Origin of the sequence: uncultured Fibrobacter sp. (assembly GCF_947166265.1) — a bacterium.
Taxonomy (GTDB): domain Bacteria; phylum Fibrobacterota; class Fibrobacteria; order Fibrobacterales; family Fibrobacteraceae; genus Fibrobacter.
Map to the genome: position 1 here is coordinate 12,522 of NZ_CAMVDO010000013.1, position 23,803 is coordinate 36,324.

Sequence of the window (23,803 nt, forward strand, 5' to 3'; positions counted from 1 at the left end):
AAATTGGAATATTGCAAAAACGACCCCTCCCGAGCGGAAATGTAAAGATTTTTGAACAAAGAGACTGTAGGAATTCATTTTTTCGTTGCGGGCGGCTTTTTTCCCGTTACCCTAGCGAGTCGAGTTCCTCGTAGCGTTCGTAGGCTTTTTCGAGTTCGGCTTCGCGGTCGGAGATTTCTTTCTGGAGTTCCACGATGCGGGCGGCATTTGTGAACACTTCGGGTTTAGAGAGTTCTGTCTGGCGCTCCGAAATTTCCGATTCGAGTTTTTCGATTTTCTCGGGAAGAGCGGCGTATTCGCGCTCCTCGTTGTAGCTGCGTTTTTTCTTCTTTGCGGGAGCGCCGGCAGACCCTGAAAGGGCCTGCGCCGCCGAAGCAGCTGAAGAATTCTGCGCAGACCTCGCCGCTTTTTCCGCTTCTTTTTCGGCGGCAATACGCGCGGCGTTTGCAGCTTCCTTATCGCGGACTTTTTTCTTCGCTTCGTAATCGCTGTAGCCGCCTACCGATTCGAAAATGTTGCCGCCATCTTCGATGGCGAGGATGCTTGTCGCCACGGAATCGAGGAAGGCGCGGTCATGACTTACGGTAAGCACGCTTCCCTTGTAGTCCGCCAAAAGTTCCGCGAGCAGGTCTAGCGTTTCCATGTCGAGGTCGTTCGTCGGTTCGTCAAGTACCAGCACGTTGCTCGGATGGCTGAAGAGGCATGCAAGCAGCAGGCGGTTCCTTTCGCCGCCGCTAAGCGCACTGATGGGGCCTCGGGCACGGTCCGCCGAGAAAAGGAAGTCTTGCAAATAACTTAACACGTGGCGCTTAACGCCGTTCAATGTAATGTAGGCTTGTCCGTCGCCGATGTTTTCCACAAGTGACTTGTCTTCACGCAGGCGTGTACGCATCTGGTCGAAGTAGGCAATCTGCAAGTTCGTTCCCAGGCGCACGTCACCGGTATCCGGCGTGAGTTCGCCCAGAATCAGGCGTAAAAGCGTCGTCTTTCCAGAACCGTTCGGTCCTACGATACCGATGCGGTCGCCACGGGAAACTTCGGTCGAAAGCCCGCTAATAAGAGGCGCCCCGTCGTAGGAGTAGCTTACGTCGGTGAGTCTTGCCACCAGGCGCCCCGAACGGTCGGCCTCGGTAATCTGCATATTCACGTTGCCCGTTCGGGTGCGGCGCGCCGCACGCTCCTCGCGCATTTTAATGAGCGCCCGCACGCGGCCCTCGTTCCGGGTCCTACGCGCCTGGATTCCCTTGCGAATCCACACTTCTTCTTCGGCGAGGCGTTTGTCGAAAAGCGCGTTCGCCTTGTCCTCTTCGGCAAGCGCCTGGTCGCGGAACTGCACGAACTTATCGTACGGGAAATCCCAGCAGCGTACACGGCCACGGTCCAAATCAAAAATGCGGTTCGCCACCCGGCGTACAAAGGTGCGGTCATGACTTACGAACAAAAGCGCACAGTTCAGTCTCGTCACGATTCCTTCGAGCCACTGGATCGCGGGAATGTCCAGATGGTTCGTGGGTTCGTCGAGCAGCAACAGGTCCGGGTCCTGCGCAAGTGCTCGCGCAAAAAGGGTGCGGCGTTTCTGTCCGCCACTCAAGCTGTCGTATAATGCCTCGGGATCGATTCCCGTCTTTCCTAGAATCGCCTCGGCGTGGGTGTCACGCGATGCGTCATCGCCCACCTTCCATGCCGCCGAATTCCCTACAGAAACGGTGCCCATCACCACATCGCGAACGGTTCCATCAATATGCGCGGGAATCTCCTGAATCATACGCGAAATGCGAAGCCCCGACTTTTTCACGATGTCACCCGACTGCGCCTCGGTCTCGCCCGAAAGCACCCGTAAAAGGGTGCTCTTGCCGCAACCGTTGCGGCCGACCAGACAAATCCGGTCGCCGGCCTCGATGTCAAAGCTCACGTTATCCAGCAGCGGGGCGTTCGCCCCTATTCGCAACAACAGGTTCTGGGCAGAAAGAATCGGCATAAATCCTATTTCTTGATATTCTCTTTAAGTTTCAAAATGCGGCGAACGCTTTCGTCAATACGGGATTCTTCAATCTTTCCGTCTTCGACGGCCTTCACCACGGCATCAAACGCATTCACGAAATGAAGCGGACAAAGGACAATGTCGATTCCCGCCTGAATCGCCTTGATAGCCGCATCTTCGTTGCCATAGTCGTTCACGATGGCACCCATATCCATGGCATCGGCGACAATCACGCCCTTAAAGCCGAGTTCACCGCGCAGCTTGTCCTGCAGAATGACCGGCGAAAGCGTAGACGGCAGATTGTTCCCCGTCACCTTGGGTGCTGCGATATGCGCCGTCATGATTATCTGGGCGCCCGCCTTGATTCCCGCCTTGAACGGAACCATTTCACACTTTTTCATTTCGTCCCAGGTCTTGTCGGTCGCCACGTAACCCGTGTGCGTATCTGCCTTCACGTCGCCATGTCCAGGAAAATGCTTGAGCGTTCCGACAATCTTTGCCGAATCGAGCCCTTCCAGGTACTTCACCACCATCTTCGCCGCCACTTCCGGCTTGTCCGAAAACGCGCGCGGACCGATTACGATATTTTCCGGATTCGTGTTCACGTCGGCTACCGGCGCAAAGTCGATATCGAAACCGTATTCCTTGACATAGGAACCGATAGTAAAAGCCGCCTCGTAGACATCATTCGGATCGCCCGACTTGGCAATGGCCTCCATGCTTTCATACTTGGGAAGGTCAAAATTTTCGCTATTTGCAATACGCGCCACACGGCCGCCTTCCTCGTCAACCGCAAGCAGGGGCGAACCGTTCAAGGTCTTTATTTTCTTGACAAACGATACCAGCTGCGATTCGTCCTTGATGTTGTGGGCAAAAAGGATCATACCGCCTATAGGGTAATCCTCATTCACGGCGGACATGGTCGCGTTCACCTTTTGCAGCTTGTAATCGACCAGTTCGCTATAGTGGCTCCAGTGGATGCTCGTGTCCAAGGCCTCCGGACGCACAATGAACATCTGCCCCACCTTTTCGCGCAGGCTCATCTTGCCGATGGCATCTTCGATCGAATCGCTTTCTACCCCGGAACTACCGACGGACAAGTCCGATTCGGAACAGGACGAAAGGATAAATCCGGCCGCCAAAACAAAAGCCGAAAGCCATATTTTGGAACATTTCATCAAACACCTCGTTAATACATCTTTCTTAAAAATAAAAAGTTTTGAGCTTTCAATGGAAAAATTTGTTATAATTAAAAGTATGAAAACCTTTTCGCCGTTGAACCTCTTGACAAACCGCTTGGCGGTCGCACTTCTTGCAGGCGTCCTTTCCACCCCTCTTTTTGCGCAGGGTGTTTTCGAAGGCAGCGGCGAAGTAAGTGACCCCAACTGCGTTGGCGACGGATGCGGCTATGTCCCCGCCGGAGAGGCCACGCAGAGCAACGGCGAACAGGGCTATTCCTACGGCGAAAGCGCCAACAGCGAAGACAACTCCAGCGAAGGCGATTCCACGCAAACATCGGCTGACAGCTCACAGGCACCCGCAAAAGTCGCAACGGCGAACATCGACGAAGAAGACGATGACCGCCCCCACTACGTCAACGAAAGTGCCGCCGAATACCGCGCCCGCAAGGAAGGCTTTTCAAAAGGGGTCCAGTTCGGTGTCCGCGCCACAGGGGGCGCAAACAAGAGTTTCGGCAAGAAAGCCGACGACTGGAACATCGGATACGACTTCGGCGGAGGCCTCATGGCAAGGCTCCCCCTCGGCGGCACCTTCGGAGTCGCGACCGAACTTTCCTTCAGCTACCGCCACTACAGCTACGAAGGCAAGACCAACTACAGCAAGAACTCGGCGACCATCGACGAGATGCTCTTCGAAATCCCCATCATGGGGCAATACATCTTTGACGAAGACGGACTGTTCGTTGGCCTCGGAATCAATCTCGGCCTCAAGATGAATGGAGATTCCGAATTCAAGCAGACCACGACCATCGACGGCAAACAGGTCAAGTCCACGAACAGCAACACGGTGCCTACCTCGGGTGTCGAAATCGGCGGCCTTTTCGACCTAGGCTACATCGTCAACCGCTGGCTGGTCGTCGATATCCGCGTCGTACAGAACTTCTCGAACACGCTCGACATGAACCTGATCGCCGAATCACCCCTAATGCATTCAAAACTTTACACAATGCATACCTCGCTTGGGCTCACATTCCTGCTCTAAATCAGCACTCGGCACCCCAGTTCCGCTAAGTAAAAAAAATTTTCTGCACTATTTTTACACGCTGAAATTATTTTATAGGCGGTCTTTACGTGTTCTTTTATTATAATTTGATTATGGATTTCAAGAGATTGAGTGTAATTGCCACCCTGGCACTTGCCCTAGCGATTCCCGCCTGGGCACAGGACGATTCTAACGATGACGAAGGCTGGGCTACCGCAGCAGACGCATCGACCGCAGCTGCCCCTTCGGACGAAGCCCCCACCTACGACGGATCGACCGACAGCGAATTTGCAGACGACGAAGAATACGCGAGCGCTTACGCCCGCTACAAAGCCGAAACGACCAAGAGATCCGAAATCAACAAGCTCCGAAACGAAGGCTTCCAGCGCGCCGTGCTGCTCGGCATTCGTGCCCAGGTCGGTACCAATACCTTCTTCGGCGAAAACTCCGACGGCTGGGGCATGGGTTTCCAGACGGGCGGTGGCCTCATGGTCAAGATGAACTTCCTGGTCAAGAACCTGAGCCTCGTTCCCGAACTTACCTTCAACTACAGGCACTACGCCTACGAGGAAGAGATGGAATCCGGCTACACCAACGAGGCCTCCATCGACATTTTCATCTTCGAAATTCCCATCATCTTCCGCTACACCTTCGAAGACTACAATTTCTTCGTGGGACTCGGCCTGAACATGGGGCTCAAGCTGAAGGGTTCCTCCGAGTTCAATACGAGCGGCGAAACGCGTGAAAACACCGTAGCCACCTCCGGCATGGAAGTGGGCGGAGCTTTCGACATCGGCTACATGATTACCCGCTGGGTGAGCATCGACCTGCGCGTGGTGCAGTGCTTTACGAGCCTCCTGAACAAGACTCTCGTCGCCGAACAGTCGTTCGAAAACTCCTCGCTGAACACCTTCTATTCGACCATCGGCATCAGCGTTCTCTTCTAGCAAAATTCACGAGGACATACCAGAAATCGCACAAGGGGTCTTGACAGGCCCCTTCCTTTTAGTGTATATTTGTGCAGTGCAGGAACAGGCCTGGCCTCCCCTGCGAAGAATTTCACGCGTTTTAGTATATTTGAATTATGGACCAGCCGCTCGCCGAAAGATTACGCCCGCAAAACCTGGATGAGTTTCTAGGCCAGAACAAGATTCTGGGCGAGCAGAGTTTGCTTCGCAAAAGTCTCGAAAACGACAACGTGCCGAGCATGATTTTCTGGGGCCCGCCGGGCTGCGGAAAGACGAGCCTCGCCCACGTGATCCGCCAGCATACGAAAAAGTCGTTCGTCGCCCTTTCTGCGGTGGCAAGCGGAGTGAAAGAAGTCAAGGAAGTCCTCGCAGATGCCCGACGGATGAAGGGGATGTTCCACGACACGATCCTTTTCATCGACGAAATCCACCGGTTCAACAAAGGACAGCAGGATGCGCTGTTGGGTGCCGTCGAGGACGGCACGGTGACGCTTATAGGCGCCACCACCGAGAACCCTGGGTTCGAGGTCAACAGCGCATTGCTCAGCCGCTGCCAGCTGATTCTTTTTGCGCCCTTAAGCAAGGAAGATTTGCGTACGCTGATTTTCAGTGCGCTACGCGACCATCCGCGCGGCCTGCAACTCAAGGATGTAGAAGTCGAAGAAGCCGTCGTCGACAAGCTCATCGCGCAATCCGACGGCGACGCACGATTCCTGCTGAACCAGATCGAATGGATCGGCAAGAACCTCGGCGACAAAAAAGTCATCGACGAAAAACTCCTCGAAGAATTCCAATACAAGAAGCCCCTGCGTTACGACAAGGGCGGCGAAGAACATTACAACCTGATTTCTGCCTTGCATAAGTCTATCCGCGGCTCGGACCCCGATGCGGCCCTCTACTGGCTGCACCGCATGCTACAAGGCGGCGAAGACCCGCGCTTCATTCTGCGCCGACTCATGCGCATGAGCATGGAAGATATCGGCCTTGCCGACCCTAACGCGCTACTGCTTGCCACATCTGCCCGCGAAGCCTACGACTTCATGGGAATCCCCGAAGGCCTCATCGCCCTCGACGAACTCGCCATCTACCTTTCGCTCGCTCCCAAGAGCAACAGCGTGGAACTCGCCGGGATGAAAGCGGATTCTATCGTTAAGCAGACAGGTACGCTCCCCGTTCCCCGCGCCTTCCGCAATTCGGTCACGAAGGTCGGCAAAAAATTGGGCTACGGAATCGACTACCAGTACGACCACGACAGTCCTGGCGCCTATTCCGCACAGGAACATTTGCCCAAGCAGCTCGAAGGCACCGAAATTTACCAGCCCAAGCCCTACGGCAAGGAAAAGCAACTCGGCGAACGCCTCGCGCAGCTCAAGCAAATCAAGCGGGAAAAGAACTCCAAATAAAAGATCCCCGCAGCGCAGGGATGACAAGTAAGGTCGTGGGGATGACAGAAGAGCTTACTTTCTCATAAGCTTGAGGCCGATCCAAATGGAATAGCCGCTCGCGTCCTTGTGGTTTTCACCGATATCGCCCAACGACATAACGTCGGCCCCCACGGCGACTCCGGCAAACATTCTGTCGGACACCTCCCAAACATAGCCAAGCTCGCCCATCAAGTTGACGTTTATGGCACCAATGCCACCGCCGCTACCCAGCAGAAAATTTCCGGCAAAACCGAAATACATATTCTTGAGACCATCATCCTGAAGGCCAAACGGAAAAATCGTTATACCAGGACCGGCACCCAGAAAAACGGAACCAGGGTCAATATCCTTGTCATCCCAACCAGAAACAGACCCCTCCGTAAACTCGAGCTCCACATTTGCAAAAAAGGCGATAATCTTTCCGAAGTGGCCACCAAAGCGTGCGTCAATCAAGGTTCCCACACCCGTGTACCCAACTTCGTCTTCCTTTTTAGCAGGCTTATTTTTTTCGCAAACATACCGTCCATCACTTTCAAAATGGCAACCGTCTGCCAGACCATCGCTCGATTTACGACGTTTCACCACTGTCGCCTCTAGGTGCCGAAAAGTGCCACCCAGCGTCATGTCAAAATAAAAACCATTCCCCGCAACCGCGCGGGCAGGGCCGTACTGCTGAGCGGGCGCACCCTGCTGTTCAACAGGCATAGGTTCTACAGCGGAAGGCGGCTTTTCGCAAGGCGAATACACCGAACATTCCCTATAGCCATCCTGTGCAGCAATTACCGCGACAAAAGCGATTATAAATAAAATAACACGCTTCATCGGCTCGCCTATTCCCTATAAATTACGTAAATCGTAAAGTCGTCTTCGCCTTTGGGCCCCTGCTTTTCCAGATAACTTTCCGTATGCCAGGAATGCCTATGCCCACGGAGTCCGCTAAAGCCCTTGGCATCTGCGGGCAAAGATTCCCGAACAGCCTCTTCCATCCGCGATACCGAATAAAGGTCCGAAACCGTAAGCTTCTTAGGAGCAGGACTAAGTTCATTTCTGTAACAATCAATGGAGCTGTAATGCCACCCTTCGTAGTTTCTGACATCTAAGTAGAAACGTTTCGACTTGCAGCTACTCGAATCCTGGACGCGGACATACTGTTCCATCGTTTCCGAAACGATCGTTATCGTCCCGCTTCCATCCGTAGGCTGCCCCTCCGTAAAGGCGCAATAAAGCAAGGTGTCTGTATAGTTACTATCGAGAGAGTATTCGTAGCAGCCAAATTCACGGTTCGGATCGTACGTATAGACATCAGCACTGTCTTCTTCGACAGAGCCGCGACTATAAGACGTAAACGAACTCTGCGGAGGGAACTTGAAATCGAAGGTGTCACCGTGGACCTTGTACATCCCTACGTAATCCGAGAGATCCACGTCCATTTTCTTTTCCTTCTTTTCGCGGTCGACCAAAGTGAATCGCAGATGGTTGTCGTCATCGAGAGGAATGCTGGCATACGATTCAAGCGCATAACCATAAGGAGAAACCACGGGCTTGCCATACAGGTAGCTGTAGTTATAGCTGTACTTGCTCAATTGCGGCAGGTGAACTAACGATTTGCTTTTGTCAAACTTGAGACTATCGACACAGAACGTGCTGACCTGGGAGGAATCTTCGTCGGAAAGGTAGGCGCAGTCCAGCGTAAAGAGACGCGCAACCGGCGACTCACTCGAATCATTCAGCTGAAGCTCCAGCGCAAACGACGTCGGACGTTGACGCACCTCGGACGAGGGCTTGCACTGGTGGCTTTCGCAATAAGACGGGGTGGCCGGAATGTCGTTACACCCCAGCAGCAATGCCCCCAAACAGGCCAGGCCCATCCATAAATGCAAAATACGCTTCATCCTCTCAGCCTCCCATAGAAAGTGTTCCTCCCCTAGAATATATATAAAATAATGGGAAAGCGCAAAGGATATGGATTTTATCGGTGATTTTTCTCGTAAATTTGGTCGATTGCCGCACCGATAGGACTGTGCTGCACCTTGTCGATTGCTTTCAGGCTCTTTTCCTCGGCACCATCCAAGAAGTTCATCACCTTGTTGTAGATACGGTCGCAGCCGGCCTCCCACGAGGGGCCAATTTCTTCCATATAATTGGCAGCGCGTTCCAGGGCATCACCCACCTTCGCATGGAACTTTTCGACGGCTTCGGGAAACAGGTCATGAGCAATGTCATAAATATCGTCCATAATGCCGAATAGCAGGCCTTCGGATTCTTCCTCTTCGACTTCTACAGCTTCAATCGGTTTGGTGTTTGCATTTTTAGCCATAATGTACTCCTTTGTTTTTGAATAAATCTAGCCACGAGCGTTCTTTGCTCAAATAGGCATTATTTTTTTGTTCTACAAGCCGGGACCTTTAAAAACCGCATATTTACGGATTTTGCCCTTTTTATTGAAAAAACGCAAACGGCAACTTCAAAAATGGAACTTTCGTTTTTAGGGCGCTGGGGTTCCTTTTGGGCGATTTGAAATGTATCTTTATGACATGATCAACGTATCACAGAAAATAAAAGTCGCCGTTTCGCACCTGCTGCGTTCGCAGATGGAATTGGACGTCGAGGACTACGGACTGAAAAGCCTGAGCGATCTTTGCAACAGGATACTCGCCCGCTATGCAGAATTTACGCCGCCCGATCCGACCAAAATCGGTACGGACGATACGCTGTACAAGAACGTGCCCCCGCTCCAGTTCACGCTGAACCAACCCGGCGAAAGCTTTGCGAACTTCGCGAATTCATTTACCAAGAACGCGGGCACCAAAATCGCGACCCTCTGCCGCTACTACTTTGAATGCTACGTGAACATGCCTCGCGGCAAGCGCGAATGTTTTATATTCCGCGACGAACTGGACAAGCTGAATGCCGCCACGGAGGCCCGCACCAACGTTTCGCTCACCTACCGCGGAGAACGAAAGTGCGTTTCGCCCTGCTTCTTGGCGTTCTCGCCGTCGCAGGTGCGGGCATACGTGGTGGTGTGCGACGACAAAGTAGAGTGTGCCGCTGCCGGTGCGCGATTCCATTCACTGCGACTCTGTCACATCCGGGGAGTCGCCCCCGACACCGCAAGCAAGGCGTTCCACTGCGAAAACTTTGAACTCTCGCACCAGGCGGAAGTGTTCCGCGAACACTTCGACCCATTTTTGTGCTACGGGCAGCAGGTAAAGGTGAAACTCACCGAAGAAGGCGCCAGGCGCTACAACAAACTCACCACCAACCGCCCGAAAGTGATCGCCTTTGGCGAAAGCGAATCAGCGCAAGCTGCCGCAACCGCCGAGGTAAACGGCGCCGGCACCTACACCTTCGAGTGCTCCGAGAAACTCGCAAAAGTGTACTTTCCGCAATTCCTAAGCGACGCCGATGTCCTCGCCCCGCGTGAACTGCGCCTATGGTTCAAGGAACAGTTCGAAAAGGCTGCGGGAGTGTATAAGGGCATTTAACATTTTGTATACTACAAAATGTTAAATGGATTTCGTTATTCCGCATCCTTGATCAGACGGACAGAAGCGTAAGCCGGATAATCCTCGTCATCGATTTCATCACAGCCGTCTTCGAAACGCACACACGTATAGAATTTTTCGCGACCAATCGCGTGACTTATTGGATCAACCGTTTTTTCGACGCACCAAAAATGAGCCGAAAAATCAATCAGTTCAAAATCATCGTTGTCATCACGCCTTCCACCAGGTACCATCGAAAAGCCGTACTTGTCAGAGCTTGACTCGATCCATTCCTCCGAGGCTATGACGCTCAAAACGTCCCTGCAACGGGAATCCTTCTTTGCAAAGCGGACCATCGTTTCCCATTCCTTTTTGCTCGGCAAGTGCCAACCCTCGGGAATCGCTTCTTTCAACCCTTTTTCGCTATACAGATAACCGTACTTATCGAAGTACTGGTAATCTTCGTCGTAGGCGACGCAGTCGTCTGAATCCAGCTCGAATTTCAGGTTCTCGGCCAGCCAGACCTGATTACCGATTTTGCAGGTCTTGTATTCAGTACCGTCGCGCGGATCCACGAAAGTCCCCATCTCGGCAGCGGTTCTCTTTGCAGTCTTTTCGCCCTCGGCCTGGGGCTGGGTGGTTTTCTTGGCCATAACCATAATGGACATAAGCTTTCCTTTTTTAAGTGATTTACCTTTTGCTATAAGGCAAATCTAGGTAAAAAGGGATGCTCCAGGAACGATTTTTTATTTGCCCAAATTTTTCGGAACTTTGGGAGCAAGAAAAAAGTTCCAGTTTCTGGAACCTGAAAAAAAAACATTCAATTATAATTTTCATCAATGAATGTTTTAATAGCCACATTACCAATAGCATTCGTGGCGGCAGCATCCATTGCAGCCCCTAAAACGCCGCCAATAAACGGAACCGCTTTTCCCAAATTTACAGCGCCTTTAGTCCCGAATTTTGTTATTAGACGAAAGCCCACAGCTTTGTTTATCTGACCAATTACCGTTTTGGGAATCTGCTTGATGAGCCCCTTCGCAGCCGCAGTTGCAACCGAAATTCCGGCAGTTTTCAAAACATCTTTTGCAGAATTCCCTGCTAGACAAACAAACACCAAGGTTTTCACTCTGTCATCATGCAGGTCATAGCCACCAATTTTCGCAATAGCAGCAATCATACGAATCTGCACATAGATGACAGACGTAATATTAGCAGGCAAAGCAACAGGTATTGTTATTAAGCCGCCCAATCCAGTAACAAAACCAGACGTTCCGGCCTTCACATTTTGCCACCTTACTAAGGCCTCAGCCGCCTTCAACGGCTCATCATAATCATTTTGATAATCTCGCGCCAAGTCTTCGGCAGAATCAGTACCCGGAACACTTCCTGAAACAGCCGCATCATAGGCCTTGTCAAGAAGTTGCATCATAAAAGAATGATTATCAGAGTCGGAAGACATACAAGAGACCTATGTGATTTACGTTTTCTTTAGTACCACAGATGAATTTTTAAAACGAGTACGATTAGAAGCATTAGCCTTCATTTTAGCTTCAAAATATTCAAATCCAATTCCTGTTGAATCATCTGTAGATTCATTATTTTCTACAGTCAGGGGAATGTCTTTTTCGCTAATTTCTTTTATCTGTTTTGTTAGAGATCCCTTCAAAAAACCGTCAATGAAGAATTCTTCAACCTTATCGCACCCTACTTTTTCTATTGCAAATTTTTGGACTTTCTTTTCTATTAAAAATTTTAAAATAATACTAGAATCAGTCACAATTTGCAACAGCGATTTTTCAATATCTTCAGCATCAATATTATAAGTCCAATGACAATCCCTTTCTATTTTGGAAAAAACAGTCTTCGTTTTTGCTAAAAAAGAAATAGACAGGGTATCACTTGAAAGAAGCGATTCCCGTTTTCGAAATTTCTTCCAAAATTCCTTTTGGTCAGTCCAAAAAGCATCTTCTTCAACAGAAGACTCCCCATGGAATTTGACTAAATCCATACATGAAGAACCTTGGCTTAAATTAACAACAAAAAGTCGCTTCTGCCAAAACACGAAAACATAGGATCTGTCATTGGACGTATCAATCATTTTTATTTACCTTCTCTTTTGTCATCTTCCGCTTTACGCTCGACATCGGTCTTTTGGAACTCTGCCTTAATATCATCCATAATATTTGCAGATTTCTGAGGATCCAAATTTAAATCTGAGAAAAATCCCTTGAGTTCCTTTCCAGTCTTTACAAAGTCAATATTACCTTTCCCCGCAAAATATTCATAAACTGCAGTTAAATCAGACCATCCATTAGCCTTCAAGTTTTTCAAGAAATCAGCAAAATTAGGCGCCGTCATATAAGGAGCCGCACGTTTAATTAAACCTAAGGCATTAATCCCTTTTACCCCAAGATCCAATCCAACCTTTTCTGAAATGGCATTTCCTGTAATAGTGGCTCCAACTGCAGCATAGGCATATTGTTTAACAGGATTTTCCTTCATTTCGGCTTCCGCTTTTTTACGGTCATACTCAATATCATTTTTCAAATGATTGATGTACTCTTCGGTTGATTTGAAATCCTCCGGCTTTTTATCAGATTGACAAGCTCTGCATCCCAAGTCATCCATATCTTCATCATCTTCTTTGGTAAAAAGTCCCATCACATTTCCAATGCCGCCTAGAACATCCGATATACTCAAGCTACCGAGCAATTTACCGCCAATAGAAGCAATGCCCGATGCCAAAGATTTGGCTCCAGCAACAAGGGTTCCGCCAATACTAGAAGCAAAACCTCCAATGGCACTTGTTACAGCAGAAATGCCAGAACCAATAAAGCCCGCGACACATGAAAATGCAGCGCCAATACCAGCAAGTATTCCAAACAACATAATGATTCTCCTTTTTTTTGTTAGTTGTTAAAGCCCATAAAAAGATCACTTCTTAAATCTTTTAGCAGGCCGTTGTTGAAAATTTCAATGAAAGACTGTTTTCGTTCCTCCGAATACTTCGAATTCTCTTTACTAGAGTACAATAAGCGGTCCAAATATGAACTCAAGTATTCCAATGCTAAACCATTATTCACCAACAATTCAATTGTGATCAATAATTCTTTTTCTTCATCGCGTCCCTCTTTATGATATCTAGAGCCTCCAACATAATTTACAAATTTTCTAGCAAAGTCAAGGCTTAAAATTTCTTTGGCAAAAAAATCCAAGGTGTTTGTCGAAACTTTTTTCCCTATTGAGGATTCTGCATAAAATTCAAGGCATGTTTTACGCAAAATCTCATCTGAATAGGGTTTGCGTCCAGTGTCATTATCTTCTTGGCGTTCAACCTTAATTTGCACAGGCTTATTCCAAGATCCAGATTTCCCTGTAGAGGTTGCATTTCCTGCATTTTGAGAAAACATAATGGCACGTCCTGTTTCAAGAGATGACAGGAAATTTTTCTGTTCGTCTTCCAAGGCCATCGTATTTCCAATAGCCTCCTTGTCATCTTGAGCAAAAAGACGGTGCACTATTTTAGTATTCGTATTCTTCAACACATCTGGTGTCAGTTTATTCGGAATCTGATCCGCAATAATGAAACACTCACCATATTTTCGAACCTCTGCAAGCATATCGGCAAAGATTTCTACGCTTTGCTTTCGATTCATACCATCACCAGGAGCCCACTTTGCAAGCAATCGGTGAGCTTCTTCAACAAGCGTAATATGCTTAAATCCACTAGAATCGCGATACTTTTGTTTAATAATCTCTCCTAATACAGAAAGAATCAACCCCATAATAAGAGCTTTTTCGCCTGGATTCCTGATGGGTTCAAGTTCCAAGACAACCTTTCTGTCAAGAAGTTTGTTAAAATCTATGGAACGTGGTGTATTAAGCATTTTTCCTTTAGCACCATGAGTGAGCGCCTGGAATCGTGCAACGATGGAGCCAATATATTCGTCTTTGAGGCGTTCATCAAATCCCTGCTCCCTTACAACTTCAGGGACCGCCGCAATGAAGTCATCAATCATCGGGAAGGAGCAAACTCCTTCTGCATAGGGATCGTCGTAATGGCTATTCGTGTCATCCTCTTCATTCCATCCCTTGGCCTTGTAAATTTTATAGATCGTAGCCTCTACAATTTGCGGAATCGCAGCTTCCATATCAAAAGATGCTTCAAAGCAGGCCTTAAGCATATCCACATGCGACGACAGACTTTCGCCAGGCAGTAGCTCAAAAGGATTCAGTCTGAATGGAGCAACCCTATCATCGCCTAAAGTAAACACAAGTAAATCTTCATATTTTTGCTTTAGAATTCGATATTCCGTTTTGGCCGGTTCAATAACACAGAACGGCAATTTGCTTTCTATAAGCAGACGCTGACACGTTGTAGTTTTTCCGCTACCAGTTACGCCCGTAACAAATACATGCTTGTCAAGGATATCTTTATCAAGATACACTTCCGTATCCAGGACATTGCCGCTTTGAACAAGCTTACCCATCAAAATAGACGATTCACTTTTTAAAGGCGTGTTCAAACCAAATTCAACTTCAGCCCTAAGCGGAAGTCCCCGAACTTCTTTTTGCGGTAAACCAGCAATTAAGCTAAGTTCCCTAGCCGAATAACAATTGCCAATGCTATAGAATGGAGAACGAGAATACACCGCATATACAGACTGTTTATCTTTGCCTATCAAGGGTCTATTGGCATGAGGTAATTGAAAATGCCTCATAGCATCAATGAGAGATTTATCATTAAGTTCCTTTACATTCTGTATTCGCAAAGGATTTTTGTTACCGCTTTCACCGGAATATAAAGCACAAATAGTGGATTTAAGTTCCTGCATCTGATCCGGTGTTTCCGTAAACAACAAAGCCGATGTCAAGAACAAGCCCTTACCTTTACTATAGTCAAGACGTGGCAAAAGAACTTCATCTAGATATTTTTGCAAATCAACCAAACGTTTATCCAGCCTTTCTATAGTGAAAGACGTAGATGTATTTGTAGATGAACCTACATTCTCTGAAACTGATTCTGTCTTCCCAGAAGTTTTGTTAACTGTTTTACTTTCAGAAACGGTTGTTGATGTAGAAGATCCTCTTTGATCCGTATGGCTTGTTCCGCCGGACTCATTTGTGCTGTGTTTTCCCTGATTTGAAGACGTCCCTTTCCCTTCAGAGTGCGATTTTGTATCAGAATATCCTGTGTTAGAGCCATCTGTTTTAGATTTTGCGGAACTCGCACCTTCCGACGATGAGGAACTCGATCCATTTGTGGTCGTAACCCCCATAGTTTTACCATCAGAAAAACTTCCCTGCTGAGACATTTTTGAAAATGTTGCCATTTCACTGTAAAGATCATAGACATCATTTTCAATATCTAATATTTCTGCATCCTTCAAAGGACGAGCAATCAGCATAAATGCAAAATTTTCATTCTGCATTACGTCAACAAGCCTGTTCACCGCTTGAAATTCTTCATCATCCTTATTAATTCCCGGAATACCTTGCATCAAGTGAATATTCTTGTACACCTTATCATTATTGAGCAAACTCAATATCTGTTTTTTTTCTTCAGGTTCAAGACTTTTTACGGAACTGCCTCTAAAATTTCCTAAAATACTAGTTTTGAGAATACGGTCCGCGATATCACATAAAGCAACATCCGTTTTTTGGGAGTCATACAAATCAGATGCCACCCCAAAATAGAAAGACACGCCTTTTTGTCTATCACCTATTAAAAGGTAAATAAAGTTGATTCCTTCCATACGTAATGCGGAAACAACATTCTCAAGAGCTTCCTTACGTGGCGCAGTCTTTTCGTAGGTAACTTCTTCGATACGGAACAATTCAAAATTGCTCAGCAAATCTAGTTTTTTATCAATCGCCTTTACCGGAAGCGATTCATTGGGAACTATTCTTAAACACTTTAGCAAGTTATTGATTTTCGATTGATCTGCTAACATATTTGCTCCTATCTTGACAAAATAATTTCTTTCCCGTTATTACATTCGTTTTCAGACTTAGCAATAGCCCATTCCAATGTATGCGGATCTTTTGCACGGATGAAAAAGCCAGCTTCTTTATCTACGGCATTAAAACTGCATCGGATTCTTTTAGTTTTAACAATATTCAATTTGTTAGTTATCGCAGACGGAGTGTCTGTATAATAAATTTCCATCGCATCATCATCCTCTTCAACATCCATAAACCTATACCAAACACCTATTTCAAGCCGACCCGCATTCTGGTCAACATTCTTATCGTTGATAATTTGGAATTTATTCCTAGAGTTAAAACCAACATAGAAGGCAAAGAATTTTTCGCCGTTATCGTTATCAAGATTAAGATTTTCAACTTTAATTCGCCCACCTTTTCTAGACAACAAGAGACCAAAGGCGACACCAGTCTTTCCTGTGGGTCGTTCCATCTCATCCCTTGAATCCGCATAATCTGGATTCGATTCCTGCAATGTTTTGTAGAAATCTTCCGAGCCAATAGGCGGGAGAATTCGGCACTCAATTGGTAAATCTTCTTTATGCTGTTCAAGATATTGATTAAAAAGTTCCTTGACGATTGGAGATTTTGAAGAATTACCAGCCAAAAGAATGTTGAACGACTCCATCCTCATTTCTTTATCATTTCTCTTATAGAAGGCAGAATGGAATGCTGCAAAAAATTGTTGGACCCCCATATCAATTCTTGATTTCAAAATAGCCATGATTTCATTTCGATTGGCGTCCAGCCTAAAACCGGTAATCAATTCGCCTTTAGCATTGAGTAGGTTTACTTCCAACGACTCCTGATTGTCAAGAGAATTCTTCTCACCTTCAGTTTCAGTGCCTTCCCAAATAGGTCGCAACGCTTTCATTAAGTTCTTGATATTGTAAGCAGCTTCACATGAGTTATTATCAATCAGCATTTCAGAACCCTGAAAATCATTGCACTCCGCAGGCTGCATAAAGGTAATTCCTTCTTTGCTAAGGATCTTTGCATTCTTTTTGAATATTTCAAAAGCCAGTAAGGCAAGCAAATTTTCCCCACCAAGATAGCGATCTCCCTGCGCTCCGTAATGGGTTATGATAAAATCATACCTTGGTTTTGTAGAGGTCTGCCATTCACCGAAATCAAAATCCGTTGTACCGCCACCGAAATCAAAGACTCCAAAATAAACTTTCTTACCATCTTCGGGAATAAAATTATATTCTCGCATAGCACATGCAGCATAAGCTGCCGGCTCGTTAATTTGCCCATTGACCCTAAATCGCTCCATCAACTCCTTTTTCTCAACAACCGCTGTAGGAAGTGATTTCAGCAAGCCTCTTCTAAAGCTCTCCGTAATATGCTTTTGAACTGCAACTTCATAAGTTACAGGGAACGAAAGATAGTAATCCAAAAAAATTCCATTTCGCATATTGTTGATGTACAATCCCAAGTAATAAGCATATACTTCTATGGGATCAAAATCATTTTGCGAATCCAACTCTTTAAAAGGAGGCAATTCAATCTTTGTCTTTGACTTATCTATCAACACATATTTTTTATTGCTGGATGAATTACCGGCCCACTGCTTCAAATCTGAGAAAAAAGCAGTATATTCACCATTTGTTGTGCTTGCAAAAAAATCCTCATAAGCCTGATGTGAAATTTTCAAATCATTCCATTCCGTTTGAGGACGATTTCCAATGGCATAAGCATTCATAAACTGATTGATTGAAATCAGTTCCATTGTAGTGGGATTTTCATAATGTTGCTTAGAAACCTCTTTTCTCAGTTCTCCCGTTCCAATTCGCATCGGAACAATGCGTTCGCTGTCAGATTGGAAAACAACAACCGTGCTTTTTGTGCCAAAATCAATCCCAACAACACCACTTTCATGAACATCTTGACACGGATTTCGAGCATACAAGCCGTCATATTGATCTTCCGCACCCCAAAGTTCCCAATGACCTCGGTTCGGATCCTTTACTAGCTTCTCGTCATAAGGTTCCAAGTCTGCACGATTTTTATCGCAATTAAGAAGATCATCGAGAATATTTTCCGAATGTAGCTTCGATATAATTGTTTGTGAAGAAAAATCGGATATGTTATCTTTTATGGATTTGATTCGTTGTAATTGTTCATTTACGATTTTAAGAAGTTCTAACAGATCTTTTCTTGAGATTTTTTCTTCTTTATGATTTACTGAAATAAAGCAATCTAAAACATTTACAAATAACTTCTGAATACCTTTGTCATAAAGGTATGAAATTTGAAGATTATGAGAACATATTGTATGCAATAAGCTCTGTACCGAATAAATTCTTTCTTTTAATTCGAAAGTCGGCCATTTGTATGATTCACTTGTATAGCTACTTCTATTTCTATTAATGCTATTTACGCCATAAACGTTATAGCAATCGTTGCTTCTTGTTGCAAAATATCGATCACCTTCTAAAACAGAATTATTACCCAAATTTAAGTTCTTTAAAAAGGAGGATAATGAGGAAAAATCTAATTTTTCAATATGACTGTTTCTAGGTAGAGTCCATGAAAAGTCGGGGTCATTATATGGCGTAATAAGTTCTTGCTTGCTGATTCTGCCTGTGGGATCAAGAACGAATACATCTAAATCTTTACAGTAGACAACTCGGACATTTTCACTTATATTAAAAAGAATAAACGGTTTGTATTGTACTAAAAATTCAAGAACCTTTACCAATATTGAATGCCGTTGTTCATAGAATTCTTTTGTATCGGGCGCAGTTTGTTCATTCTCTTTGAGCGTTTGCAATGCACTTAGCAATATGGTTTCCGCATCCATAGTTTTCAATTCTTCTTCGTCCATCATTTGACTATCCTTTTTTTGATTTTGTTTATAATTCTGATTAATTTGATTAACAGTCTCTCTTACAATTGAGCCTACTATTCCACCAATTAGACCACTAGTGCTTTCAGACATACTTCACCCTTAAGCATTAACCCACAAGTCAAAACTCTTGTTACTTTCACACGGTTTTTCCCTTCGCAATGAATATGTTTTTCGTCATCAAAAACTTCTCCTGGTTTAACTTTTAATTCCTTGGCTTTATCATTCATTCTCTCATAAATAGAGATAAAGTATTTTAAAATTTTTCCCATTTTTTCCGCCAAATCAAATTCTTTTTTCGTTGTGTAGACACGAATCGTTTCAGCAAAATTCCTAATGCGGCTAAGATCTGTTCCACAAACAATGAAATCTTCAAAATTATCACTTAATATGTTTCGCAAAGTCTTTTTGACCGTATCAGGCAAAGCCTGATAAGTTTGCTTTATTTCGATCAACCGTTCAAAAGGTTTTAAGGCATCTTCGGTTTCTTTAAGCTTCGCTTTCAAATCACGAACAGAATCGCTTACTTCTTTTTGCTGATTCTTACTTTCAGCAAGATCCTTTTGTAGAATTTCATTCTGCTTCTTGAGTTTCGAGCACTCCTCCTGAGCATTTTTCAATTTTTCATTACATTCCTTGATCTTTTTCGCATCATCCAAACACTCTTCTTCATCGGAAGATTGTTCCAAAAGGCGTTGTACCTTTTTGCAGATTTTTGAATCTTTCAAAGTTTCTAAAAGCATATTCTCAAACTCTTCTTGTTCCATTTTTGATCCTTTTTTACTTATCAAACAATATAACATATTTTTTCGTTACATTCTAAAAAAAATTCATTTTTTTTCGATCCTCGTTATTCCAACTTGGAATACATCTTTTTAAGGCAAAGAGCCATTTTTCTATAAAAGTTCCACTTTCTGGAACTTGGATTTTTTGTGTATTTGAATCCGGTCGTAGCCGAGGTATATTTATCCTCCCAACCAAAGGATTCTTATGAACAGCGAAAATGAAGCGATAAAGTATTGTCCATTTTGCAAGAACCAAGTAAAGAAATCTCTTGACGACATCCGTAGCGACATCAACAAGTTCCTGTCGCCTTATTTTGACATGTACGGAGACGACATTATTACCGATATTCTTGACGACGAGATTATTCAGAGAAAGCCCGCAATGTCTGCGCTGCACATTGAACAAGGCTTATTCGAGGACCCGCGCGATGGCGAGCTCTACGAGACGGTCACTATCGATGGCAGGGAATGGTTTGCCGAGAACTTGCGATTCCATTGCAGAAATAGCGTCGTTCTCGACGACAACAACATTTATCAAGACACTTTCGGTCTACTGTACACTTACCATGACGCCAAGAAATACATCCCCGAGGGGTGGCGGCTCCCCACGATCGAAGATTGGGATTCCCTGATTAATTTTGCCGATGAAATCACGTGCAATTCCACCAGGTCGCTTATGCATAAAGACGGCTGGAAAGGCACCGACGGAGTGTACCCCATTGACAATTTCGGTTTCGGAATTTACGCCGCGGGCTACATCGATATCTTAGGAGAATCCGCCTACGTTGCAGAATCGGGAGATTCCGAGGTGACGTGTTTCTGGGCCGACAGTTCAACGGATTGCGATAGCGAAGGCCACCACGCCGTCAACAGTTTGTCTTTGAGCAAGCACGGATGGGAAAAGAACTACCGCGCCCCGGATTACAAGTTCTCTGTCCGGTTGGTGCGGGAATAGCAAAAATCATCCCCCACCTCCCCCTATTGCCATCATCCGCAAAAGTTTGTATATTCATTTCAGTAGATTCCGCTAATCCTGCTATCACCGAGAAAATGACGCCGTTGGCGTCCGTATCATAGTCTCGGTCATAGTTTCAAGCAAGCTTGAAACTGCGACTCTCGACTCAGTACTATTCAGGGCAGGAAGTTCCACTATCTGCTTGAGGTCGTTTCCCTTCGCGAGGCCGACTACTTCGCGAATCGATACAGTCGCCCTGCGGAGAAAAACGGCTCCGTGGCTATCAACGTAGAGCACCGTCTGTCATCTGATGGACGTTAAAACCTTGTCATTCAACAGGTTTGCAAGCGGTTGCCTTGACGACCGCAGGTGTTCTACCAAATGTCATTGCGAGCATAGTGAAGTAACCTCATAGCCGCATCATCAAGCATCCGTTTGCAAGCCATAGCCAAAAACTTTCAAACGGAGATTATGATGATTCATAAGCCCCATGATTCATTCTTTCGTTGGCTGTTTGCTATAGCAGCCCACCTTCATTCATTGCTCAAGCTTGCAGAAAACGTCAACCATGAAATCGCCGAATTTCTCAAAGCGATAAATCTTGAAACTCTGGTGCGCATTCCTGACTCGTATTCGGAAGTAGACGATACTGGCGAAGCGGATCTCGCTTTCCGTGTGAACGTTTCCACGGGGGCACCCTTGATTGTTGGAGTTCTGCTAGAGCACAAGTCCGGGCGCGATTCGAACGTCTTTGAACAGATTGCCGATTACGTACATTCTGTCATGAGGATTTATGACAAAACACGCGCATACAGTGGAATCCCGACAATGACCATCATCATTTACAACGGTCCTACCAACTGGAATCCACTCGATAAGTTGGAAGATGGATATCCTGAATTTTTCCGCGGCAGGGTTCTGCCTTTCCGTTGCGCGTTTGTAAATGTGGCTGATATTCCCGATAGAGCTTGCTTTGCGAGTGACGATATCGCGACAGGAATGGGCATCATCGCAATGAAATATGCGTATAATGAACAGAAAATCAAGGAAATCCTACCGAAATTCGCGGATTCCTTGCGCAAGATGCCGCACTACGAGGCCTCTTGCCTTCTGCATAAAATTAGTGTATATTTAGCAGAGTACCTCAGTGAAGAAGTGCAAAAGGAGCTTGATATGGCGTTCGTAAGCGTGGGACAGAAATACGGGTTCGTCAGTGCCGGCGATGTTTTCCGTCAGCGGATTGCAGATGCCCGTGCCGAAGAGCGCAAGAAAGCCGAGGACGAACGCGCAAAATCCGAAGCCGAAAAGCTAAGTACAGCTCGCGGTCTCTATGAAGATGGCGTTGCGATGGACGTACTTGTTCGCAGGTTCAACCTGACAGAAGAACAAATTCGTGGCAAGTAGTTCTTAATTCACTGCAATTGATGTCAAGGATTGGTGCGGGAATAGCAAAAATCATCCCCCACCTCCCCCTATTGCCATCATCTGCAAAAGTTTGTATATTCATTTCAGTAGATTCAGTTAATCCTGCTATCACCGAGAAAATGACGCCATTGGCGTCCGTATCATGGTCTCAGTCATAGTTTCAAGCAAGCTTGAAACTGCGACTCTCGACTCAGTACTATTCAGGGCAGGAAGTTCCACTATCTGCTTGAGGTCGTTTCCCTTCGCGAGGCCGACTACTTCGCGAATCGATACAGTCGCCCTGCGGAGAAAAACGGCTCCGTGGCTATCAACGTAGAGCACCGTCTGTCATCAGATGGACGTTAAAACCTTGTCATTCAACAGGTTTGCAAGCGGTTGCCCTGGCTGCCGCAGGTGTTCTACATCTCACGTTTTCGGTTTCCGTTTGCAAATCAACCCATCCATTTCTAGCAAACGGAAAAAATATGAACCGTACACAACATTATTCCTTGCTCAAGGCGATGGAAATCGACAAGAGCAACCTTCTCAAGTACCAGGAGCTTTACAAGTACGCCTATCTCCTTAGCGACGGCATTTTCAAGATTGTCTTCGCCAAGGAAAAGGATCACTTGCTCCTGATTTCGCTCGTGAACGCAATGCTCAATTTGCAGGGCGCTGACGCCATCAAGGATATCACCCTCGAAATGCAGGAGTTTCCGGGCGCCTTCAACAAGAAGGACTGCATTCTGGTCTTCTTTCGTGAAGTTTTAACGCAACTAAAGTTGCGAAACTTCATCGAAAAAGACATCCTTCGACTATCAAACGGCAAAGCCGTTCTCCCGTGCTAAAGCACGGAGTCTCAGGAGACATTATCGGCACCACGAACGCAGGCGAAAAGGTGCTGGTCGAAGTACAGCAGCAGGGGGACGATTTCTTCCGCGACCGCGTGGAATACTACCTCTCGCGCGTCATCGAAAACCAGGTGCACACGAGTGAAAAGTACGAACTGCCGCGCATCTACTTCTTGGGTCTCCTGGATTTTGAACTTTTCCCCGAAGAACCGCAGAAGTACATCCACCATGTTGACGAAATGTGCAACGGACGGAAGTTCTTCCCCAAGATCCAGAAGATTTTCGTGGAAATCGACAAGTTCTTCGAGCTTGAAAAGGCGGGCATCACCAAGGACGACAATTCCGAAGCGGCCCAGTGGCTCCGTGCCATCAAGGTGGCTATCAAGGAAGAGCCCGTCCCTGAAAAGATTATGCAGAACGAAACGTTCCGCCGCTTGCTTGATTCGGTAAAATTGATTAACTTTGTAGAAGAACTTTTCAATGCCGAGGTAAAGAACATGACGGATCTGAAGGCTGAACATGAAATCGGTTTTTCTGAAGGCAAGGCCGCAGGTTTTGTTCAGGGCAAGACTGAAGGACACGCCGCAGGTTTTGCCGAAGGTAAGACCGAGGGACACGCCGCAGGTTTTGCCGAAGGTAAGACCGAGGGACACGCCGAGGGTTTTGCAGAAGGCAAGACCGAAGGACATGCAGAAGGTCTGTCCGAAGGCGAACGCAACAAGGCCTGCGAAATGGCGTTCAAGATGCTTGCGAAGAACAAGCCTCTCGAAGAGATTATTGAATTTACGGGCCTGACGGAATCCGAAATATATGCTCTCAAGGCAGGCGCTACGACCTAGCGATAATTAAATAAAGCCAATTACACAAAGTGCCCTCGATTCTTATCAGAAC

At 46.4% G+C, this 23,803-nt stretch carries 20 protein-coding genes; 8 read left to right on the forward strand and 12 right to left on the reverse strand.

The window, feature by feature from the left end; all coding sequences use genetic code 11:
• Positions 1 to 106: 106 nt before the first annotated feature.
• Both Q0W37_RS08245 and Q0W37_RS08250 read right to left on the reverse strand, forming a co-directional pair.
• The gene (locus tag Q0W37_RS08245; RefSeq protein WP_297700506.1) at positions 107 to 1,978 is read right to left on the reverse strand and encodes an ATP-binding cassette domain-containing protein; all 1,872 of its coding nucleotides are present in this window, start codon (positions 1,976 to 1,978) and stop codon (positions 107 to 109) included.
• A gap of 5 nt (positions 1,979 to 1,983) precedes the next feature.
• Positions 1,984 to 3,159, reverse strand: a complete 1,176-nt coding sequence (locus Q0W37_RS08250) for a glycoside hydrolase family 3 protein (RefSeq protein WP_297700507.1) — start codon at positions 3,157 to 3,159, stop codon at positions 1,984 to 1,986.
• A gap of 79 nt (positions 3,160 to 3,238) precedes the next feature.
• Here Q0W37_RS08250 and Q0W37_RS08255 point away from each other — a divergent pair, with 79 nt between their 5' ends.
• From Q0W37_RS08255 to Q0W37_RS08265, 3 genes are all read left to right on the forward strand, one after another.
• Positions 3,239 to 4,201: a porin family protein gene (locus tag Q0W37_RS08255; RefSeq protein ID WP_297700508.1), complete on the forward strand. Its 963-nt coding sequence runs from the start codon at positions 3,239 to 3,241 to the stop codon at positions 4,199 to 4,201.
• Positions 4,202 to 4,314: 113 nt separating this feature from the next.
• Complete coding sequence (locus Q0W37_RS08260) at positions 4,315 to 5,148, forward strand: hypothetical protein (protein ID WP_297700509.1); 834 nt, start codon at positions 4,315 to 4,317, stop codon at positions 5,146 to 5,148.
• A 137-nt stretch (positions 5,149 to 5,285) separates the two neighbouring features.
• Positions 5,286 to 6,572 carry a replication-associated recombination protein A gene (locus Q0W37_RS08265; protein WP_297700510.1) on the forward strand — a complete coding sequence of 429 codons (1,287 nt, stop codon included), beginning with the start codon at positions 5,286 to 5,288 and terminating at the stop codon, positions 6,570 to 6,572.
• Positions 6,573 to 6,626: 54 nt separating this feature from the next.
• Here the strand turns inward: Q0W37_RS08265 and Q0W37_RS08270 are convergent, their stop codons facing one another.
• The 3 genes from Q0W37_RS08270 to Q0W37_RS08280 all read right to left on the reverse strand — a co-directional run bounded on the left by Q0W37_RS08270 (position 6,627) and on the right by Q0W37_RS08280 (position 8,910).
• Positions 6,627 to 7,415 (reverse strand): hypothetical protein, encoded by a 789-nt coding sequence (locus Q0W37_RS08270; protein ID WP_297700511.1) that lies wholly within the window; start codon positions 7,413 to 7,415, stop codon positions 6,627 to 6,629.
• Between the two features lie 8 nt (positions 7,416 to 7,423).
• The gene (locus tag Q0W37_RS08275; RefSeq protein WP_297700512.1) at positions 7,424 to 8,485 is read right to left on the reverse strand and encodes a hypothetical protein; all 1,062 of its coding nucleotides are present in this window, start codon (positions 8,483 to 8,485) and stop codon (positions 7,424 to 7,426) included.
• 77 nt (positions 8,486 to 8,562) lie between these two features.
• A complete protein-coding gene (locus Q0W37_RS08280; protein WP_297700513.1) occupies positions 8,563 to 8,910 on the reverse strand; it encodes a hypothetical protein in 348 nt (115 codons plus the stop codon).
• A gap of 217 nt (positions 8,911 to 9,127) precedes the next feature.
• Here Q0W37_RS08280 and Q0W37_RS08285 point away from each other — a divergent pair, with 217 nt between their 5' ends.
• Entirely contained in the window at positions 9,128 to 10,078 is a 951-nt protein-coding gene (locus Q0W37_RS08285) for a WYL domain-containing protein (protein WP_297700514.1), read from the forward strand.
• A gap of 35 nt (positions 10,079 to 10,113) precedes the next feature.
• On the opposite strand, the gene Q0W37_RS08290 is transcribed toward Q0W37_RS08285, so the two are convergent.
• From Q0W37_RS08290 to Q0W37_RS08320, 7 genes are all read right to left on the reverse strand, one after another.
• Positions 10,114 to 10,746: an FISUMP domain-containing protein gene (locus Q0W37_RS08290; protein ID WP_297700515.1), complete on the reverse strand. Its 633-nt coding sequence runs from the start codon at positions 10,744 to 10,746 to the stop codon at positions 10,114 to 10,116.
• Between the two features lie 152 nt (positions 10,747 to 10,898).
• Complete coding sequence (locus Q0W37_RS08295; protein ID WP_297700516.1) at positions 10,899 to 11,540, reverse strand: EcsC family protein; 642 nt, start codon at positions 11,538 to 11,540, stop codon at positions 10,899 to 10,901.
• An 18-nt stretch (positions 11,541 to 11,558) separates the two neighbouring features.
• Entirely contained in the window at positions 11,559 to 12,089 is a 531-nt protein-coding gene (locus Q0W37_RS08300) for a hypothetical protein (RefSeq protein WP_297700517.1), read from the reverse strand.
• 92 nt (positions 12,090 to 12,181) lie between these two features.
• On the reverse strand, positions 12,182 to 12,970 hold the full coding sequence (locus Q0W37_RS08305; RefSeq protein ID WP_297700518.1) for a hypothetical protein: 789 nt from the start codon (positions 12,968 to 12,970) through the stop codon (positions 12,182 to 12,184).
• A 20-nt stretch (positions 12,971 to 12,990) separates the two neighbouring features.
• Complete coding sequence (locus tag Q0W37_RS08310) at positions 12,991 to 16,035, reverse strand: ATP-binding protein (protein ID WP_297700519.1); 3,045 nt, start codon at positions 16,033 to 16,035, stop codon at positions 12,991 to 12,993.
• 8 nt (positions 16,036 to 16,043) lie between these two features.
• Positions 16,044 to 19,010, reverse strand: coding sequence for a hypothetical protein (locus Q0W37_RS08315; RefSeq protein ID WP_297700520.1), 2,967 nt, complete (start codon positions 19,008 to 19,010; stop codon positions 16,044 to 16,046).
• Positions 18,986 to 19,684, reverse strand: a complete 699-nt coding sequence (locus Q0W37_RS08320) for a hypothetical protein (RefSeq protein ID WP_297700521.1) — start codon at positions 19,682 to 19,684, stop codon at positions 18,986 to 18,988. The genes Q0W37_RS08315 and Q0W37_RS08320 overlap by 25 nt, the downstream gene beginning before the upstream one ends.
• A 223-nt stretch (positions 19,685 to 19,907) precedes the next feature.
• On the opposite strand from Q0W37_RS08320, the gene Q0W37_RS08325 reads away from it, so the two are divergent.
• The 4 genes from Q0W37_RS08325 (at position 19,908) to Q0W37_RS08340 (ending at position 23,751) form a co-directional block, all read left to right on the forward strand.
• On the forward strand, positions 19,908 to 20,657 hold the full coding sequence (locus tag Q0W37_RS08325; protein ID WP_297700522.1) for an FISUMP domain-containing protein: 750 nt from the start codon (positions 19,908 to 19,910) through the stop codon (positions 20,655 to 20,657).
• Between the two features lie 471 nt (positions 20,658 to 21,128).
• Positions 21,129 to 22,061, forward strand: coding sequence for an Rpn family recombination-promoting nuclease/putative transposase (locus tag Q0W37_RS08330; protein WP_297700523.1), 933 nt, complete (start codon positions 21,129 to 21,131; stop codon positions 22,059 to 22,061).
• Between the two features lie 485 nt (positions 22,062 to 22,546).
• Complete coding sequence (locus Q0W37_RS08335) at positions 22,547 to 22,909, forward strand: PD-(D/E)XK nuclease family transposase (RefSeq protein WP_297700524.1); 363 nt, start codon at positions 22,547 to 22,549, stop codon at positions 22,907 to 22,909.
• Positions 22,903 to 23,751 carry a PD-(D/E)XK nuclease family transposase gene (locus tag Q0W37_RS08340; RefSeq protein WP_297700525.1) on the forward strand — a complete coding sequence of 283 codons (849 nt, stop codon included), beginning with the start codon at positions 22,903 to 22,905 and terminating at the stop codon, positions 23,749 to 23,751. Before Q0W37_RS08335 ends, Q0W37_RS08340 begins: the two co-directional genes overlap by 7 nt.
• The last annotated feature ends 52 nt before the right edge of the window (positions 23,752 to 23,803 follow it).

Bases quoted from the DNA above. Each gene is read 5' to 3' on its own strand.
- Q0W37_RS08325 (WP_297700522.1), top strand. From the start codon at position 19,908: ATGAACAGCGAAAATGAAGCGATAAAGTATTGTCCATTTTGCAAGAAC.
- Q0W37_RS08265 (WP_297700510.1), top strand. From the start codon at position 5,286: ATGGACCAGCCGCTCGCCGAAAGATTACGCCCGCAAAACCTGGATGAG.
- Q0W37_RS08335 (WP_297700524.1), top strand. From the start codon at position 22,547: ATGAACCGTACACAACATTATTCCTTGCTCAAGGCGATGGAAATCGAC.
- Q0W37_RS08310 (WP_297700519.1), bottom strand. From the start codon at position 16,035: ATGTTAGCAGATCAATCGAAAATCAATAACTTGCTAAAGTGTTTAAGA.
- Q0W37_RS08280 (WP_297700513.1), bottom strand. From the start codon at position 8,910: ATGGCTAAAAATGCAAACACCAAACCGATTGAAGCTGTAGAAGTCGAA.
- Q0W37_RS08285 (WP_297700514.1), top strand. From the start codon at position 9,128: ATGATCAACGTATCACAGAAAATAAAAGTCGCCGTTTCGCACCTGCTG.
- Q0W37_RS08290 (WP_297700515.1), bottom strand. From the start codon at position 10,746: ATGTCCATTATGGTTATGGCCAAGAAAACCACCCAGCCCCAGGCCGAG.
- Q0W37_RS08320 (WP_297700521.1), bottom strand. From the start codon at position 19,684: ATGGAACAAGAAGAGTTTGAGAATATGCTTTTAGAAACTTTGAAAGAT.
- Q0W37_RS08255 (WP_297700508.1), top strand. From the start codon at position 3,239: ATGAAAACCTTTTCGCCGTTGAACCTCTTGACAAACCGCTTGGCGGTC.
- Q0W37_RS08260 (WP_297700509.1), top strand. From the start codon at position 4,315: ATGGATTTCAAGAGATTGAGTGTAATTGCCACCCTGGCACTTGCCCTA.
- Q0W37_RS08270 (WP_297700511.1), bottom strand. From the start codon at position 7,415: ATGAAGCGTGTTATTTTATTTATAATCGCTTTTGTCGCGGTAATTGCT.
- Q0W37_RS08330 (WP_297700523.1), top strand. From the start codon at position 21,129: ATGATGATTCATAAGCCCCATGATTCATTCTTTCGTTGGCTGTTTGCT.
- Q0W37_RS08250 (WP_297700507.1), bottom strand. From the start codon at position 3,159: ATGAAATGTTCCAAAATATGGCTTTCGGCTTTTGTTTTGGCGGCCGGA.
- Q0W37_RS08300 (WP_297700517.1), bottom strand. From the start codon at position 12,089: ATGGATTTAGTCAAATTCCATGGGGAGTCTTCTGTTGAAGAAGATGCT.
- Q0W37_RS08275 (WP_297700512.1), bottom strand. From the start codon at position 8,485: ATGAAGCGTATTTTGCATTTATGGATGGGCCTGGCCTGTTTGGGGGCA.
- Q0W37_RS08305 (WP_297700518.1), bottom strand. From the start codon at position 12,970: ATGTTGTTTGGAATACTTGCTGGTATTGGCGCTGCATTTTCATGTGTC.
- Q0W37_RS08315 (WP_297700520.1), bottom strand. From the start codon at position 19,010: ATGTCTGAAAGCACTAGTGGTCTAATTGGTGGAATAGTAGGCTCAATT.
- Q0W37_RS08295 (WP_297700516.1), bottom strand. From the start codon at position 11,540: ATGTCTTCCGACTCTGATAATCATTCTTTTATGATGCAACTTCTTGAC.
- Q0W37_RS08245 (WP_297700506.1), bottom strand. From the start codon at position 1,978: ATGCCGATTCTTTCTGCCCAGAACCTGTTGTTGCGAATAGGGGCGAAC.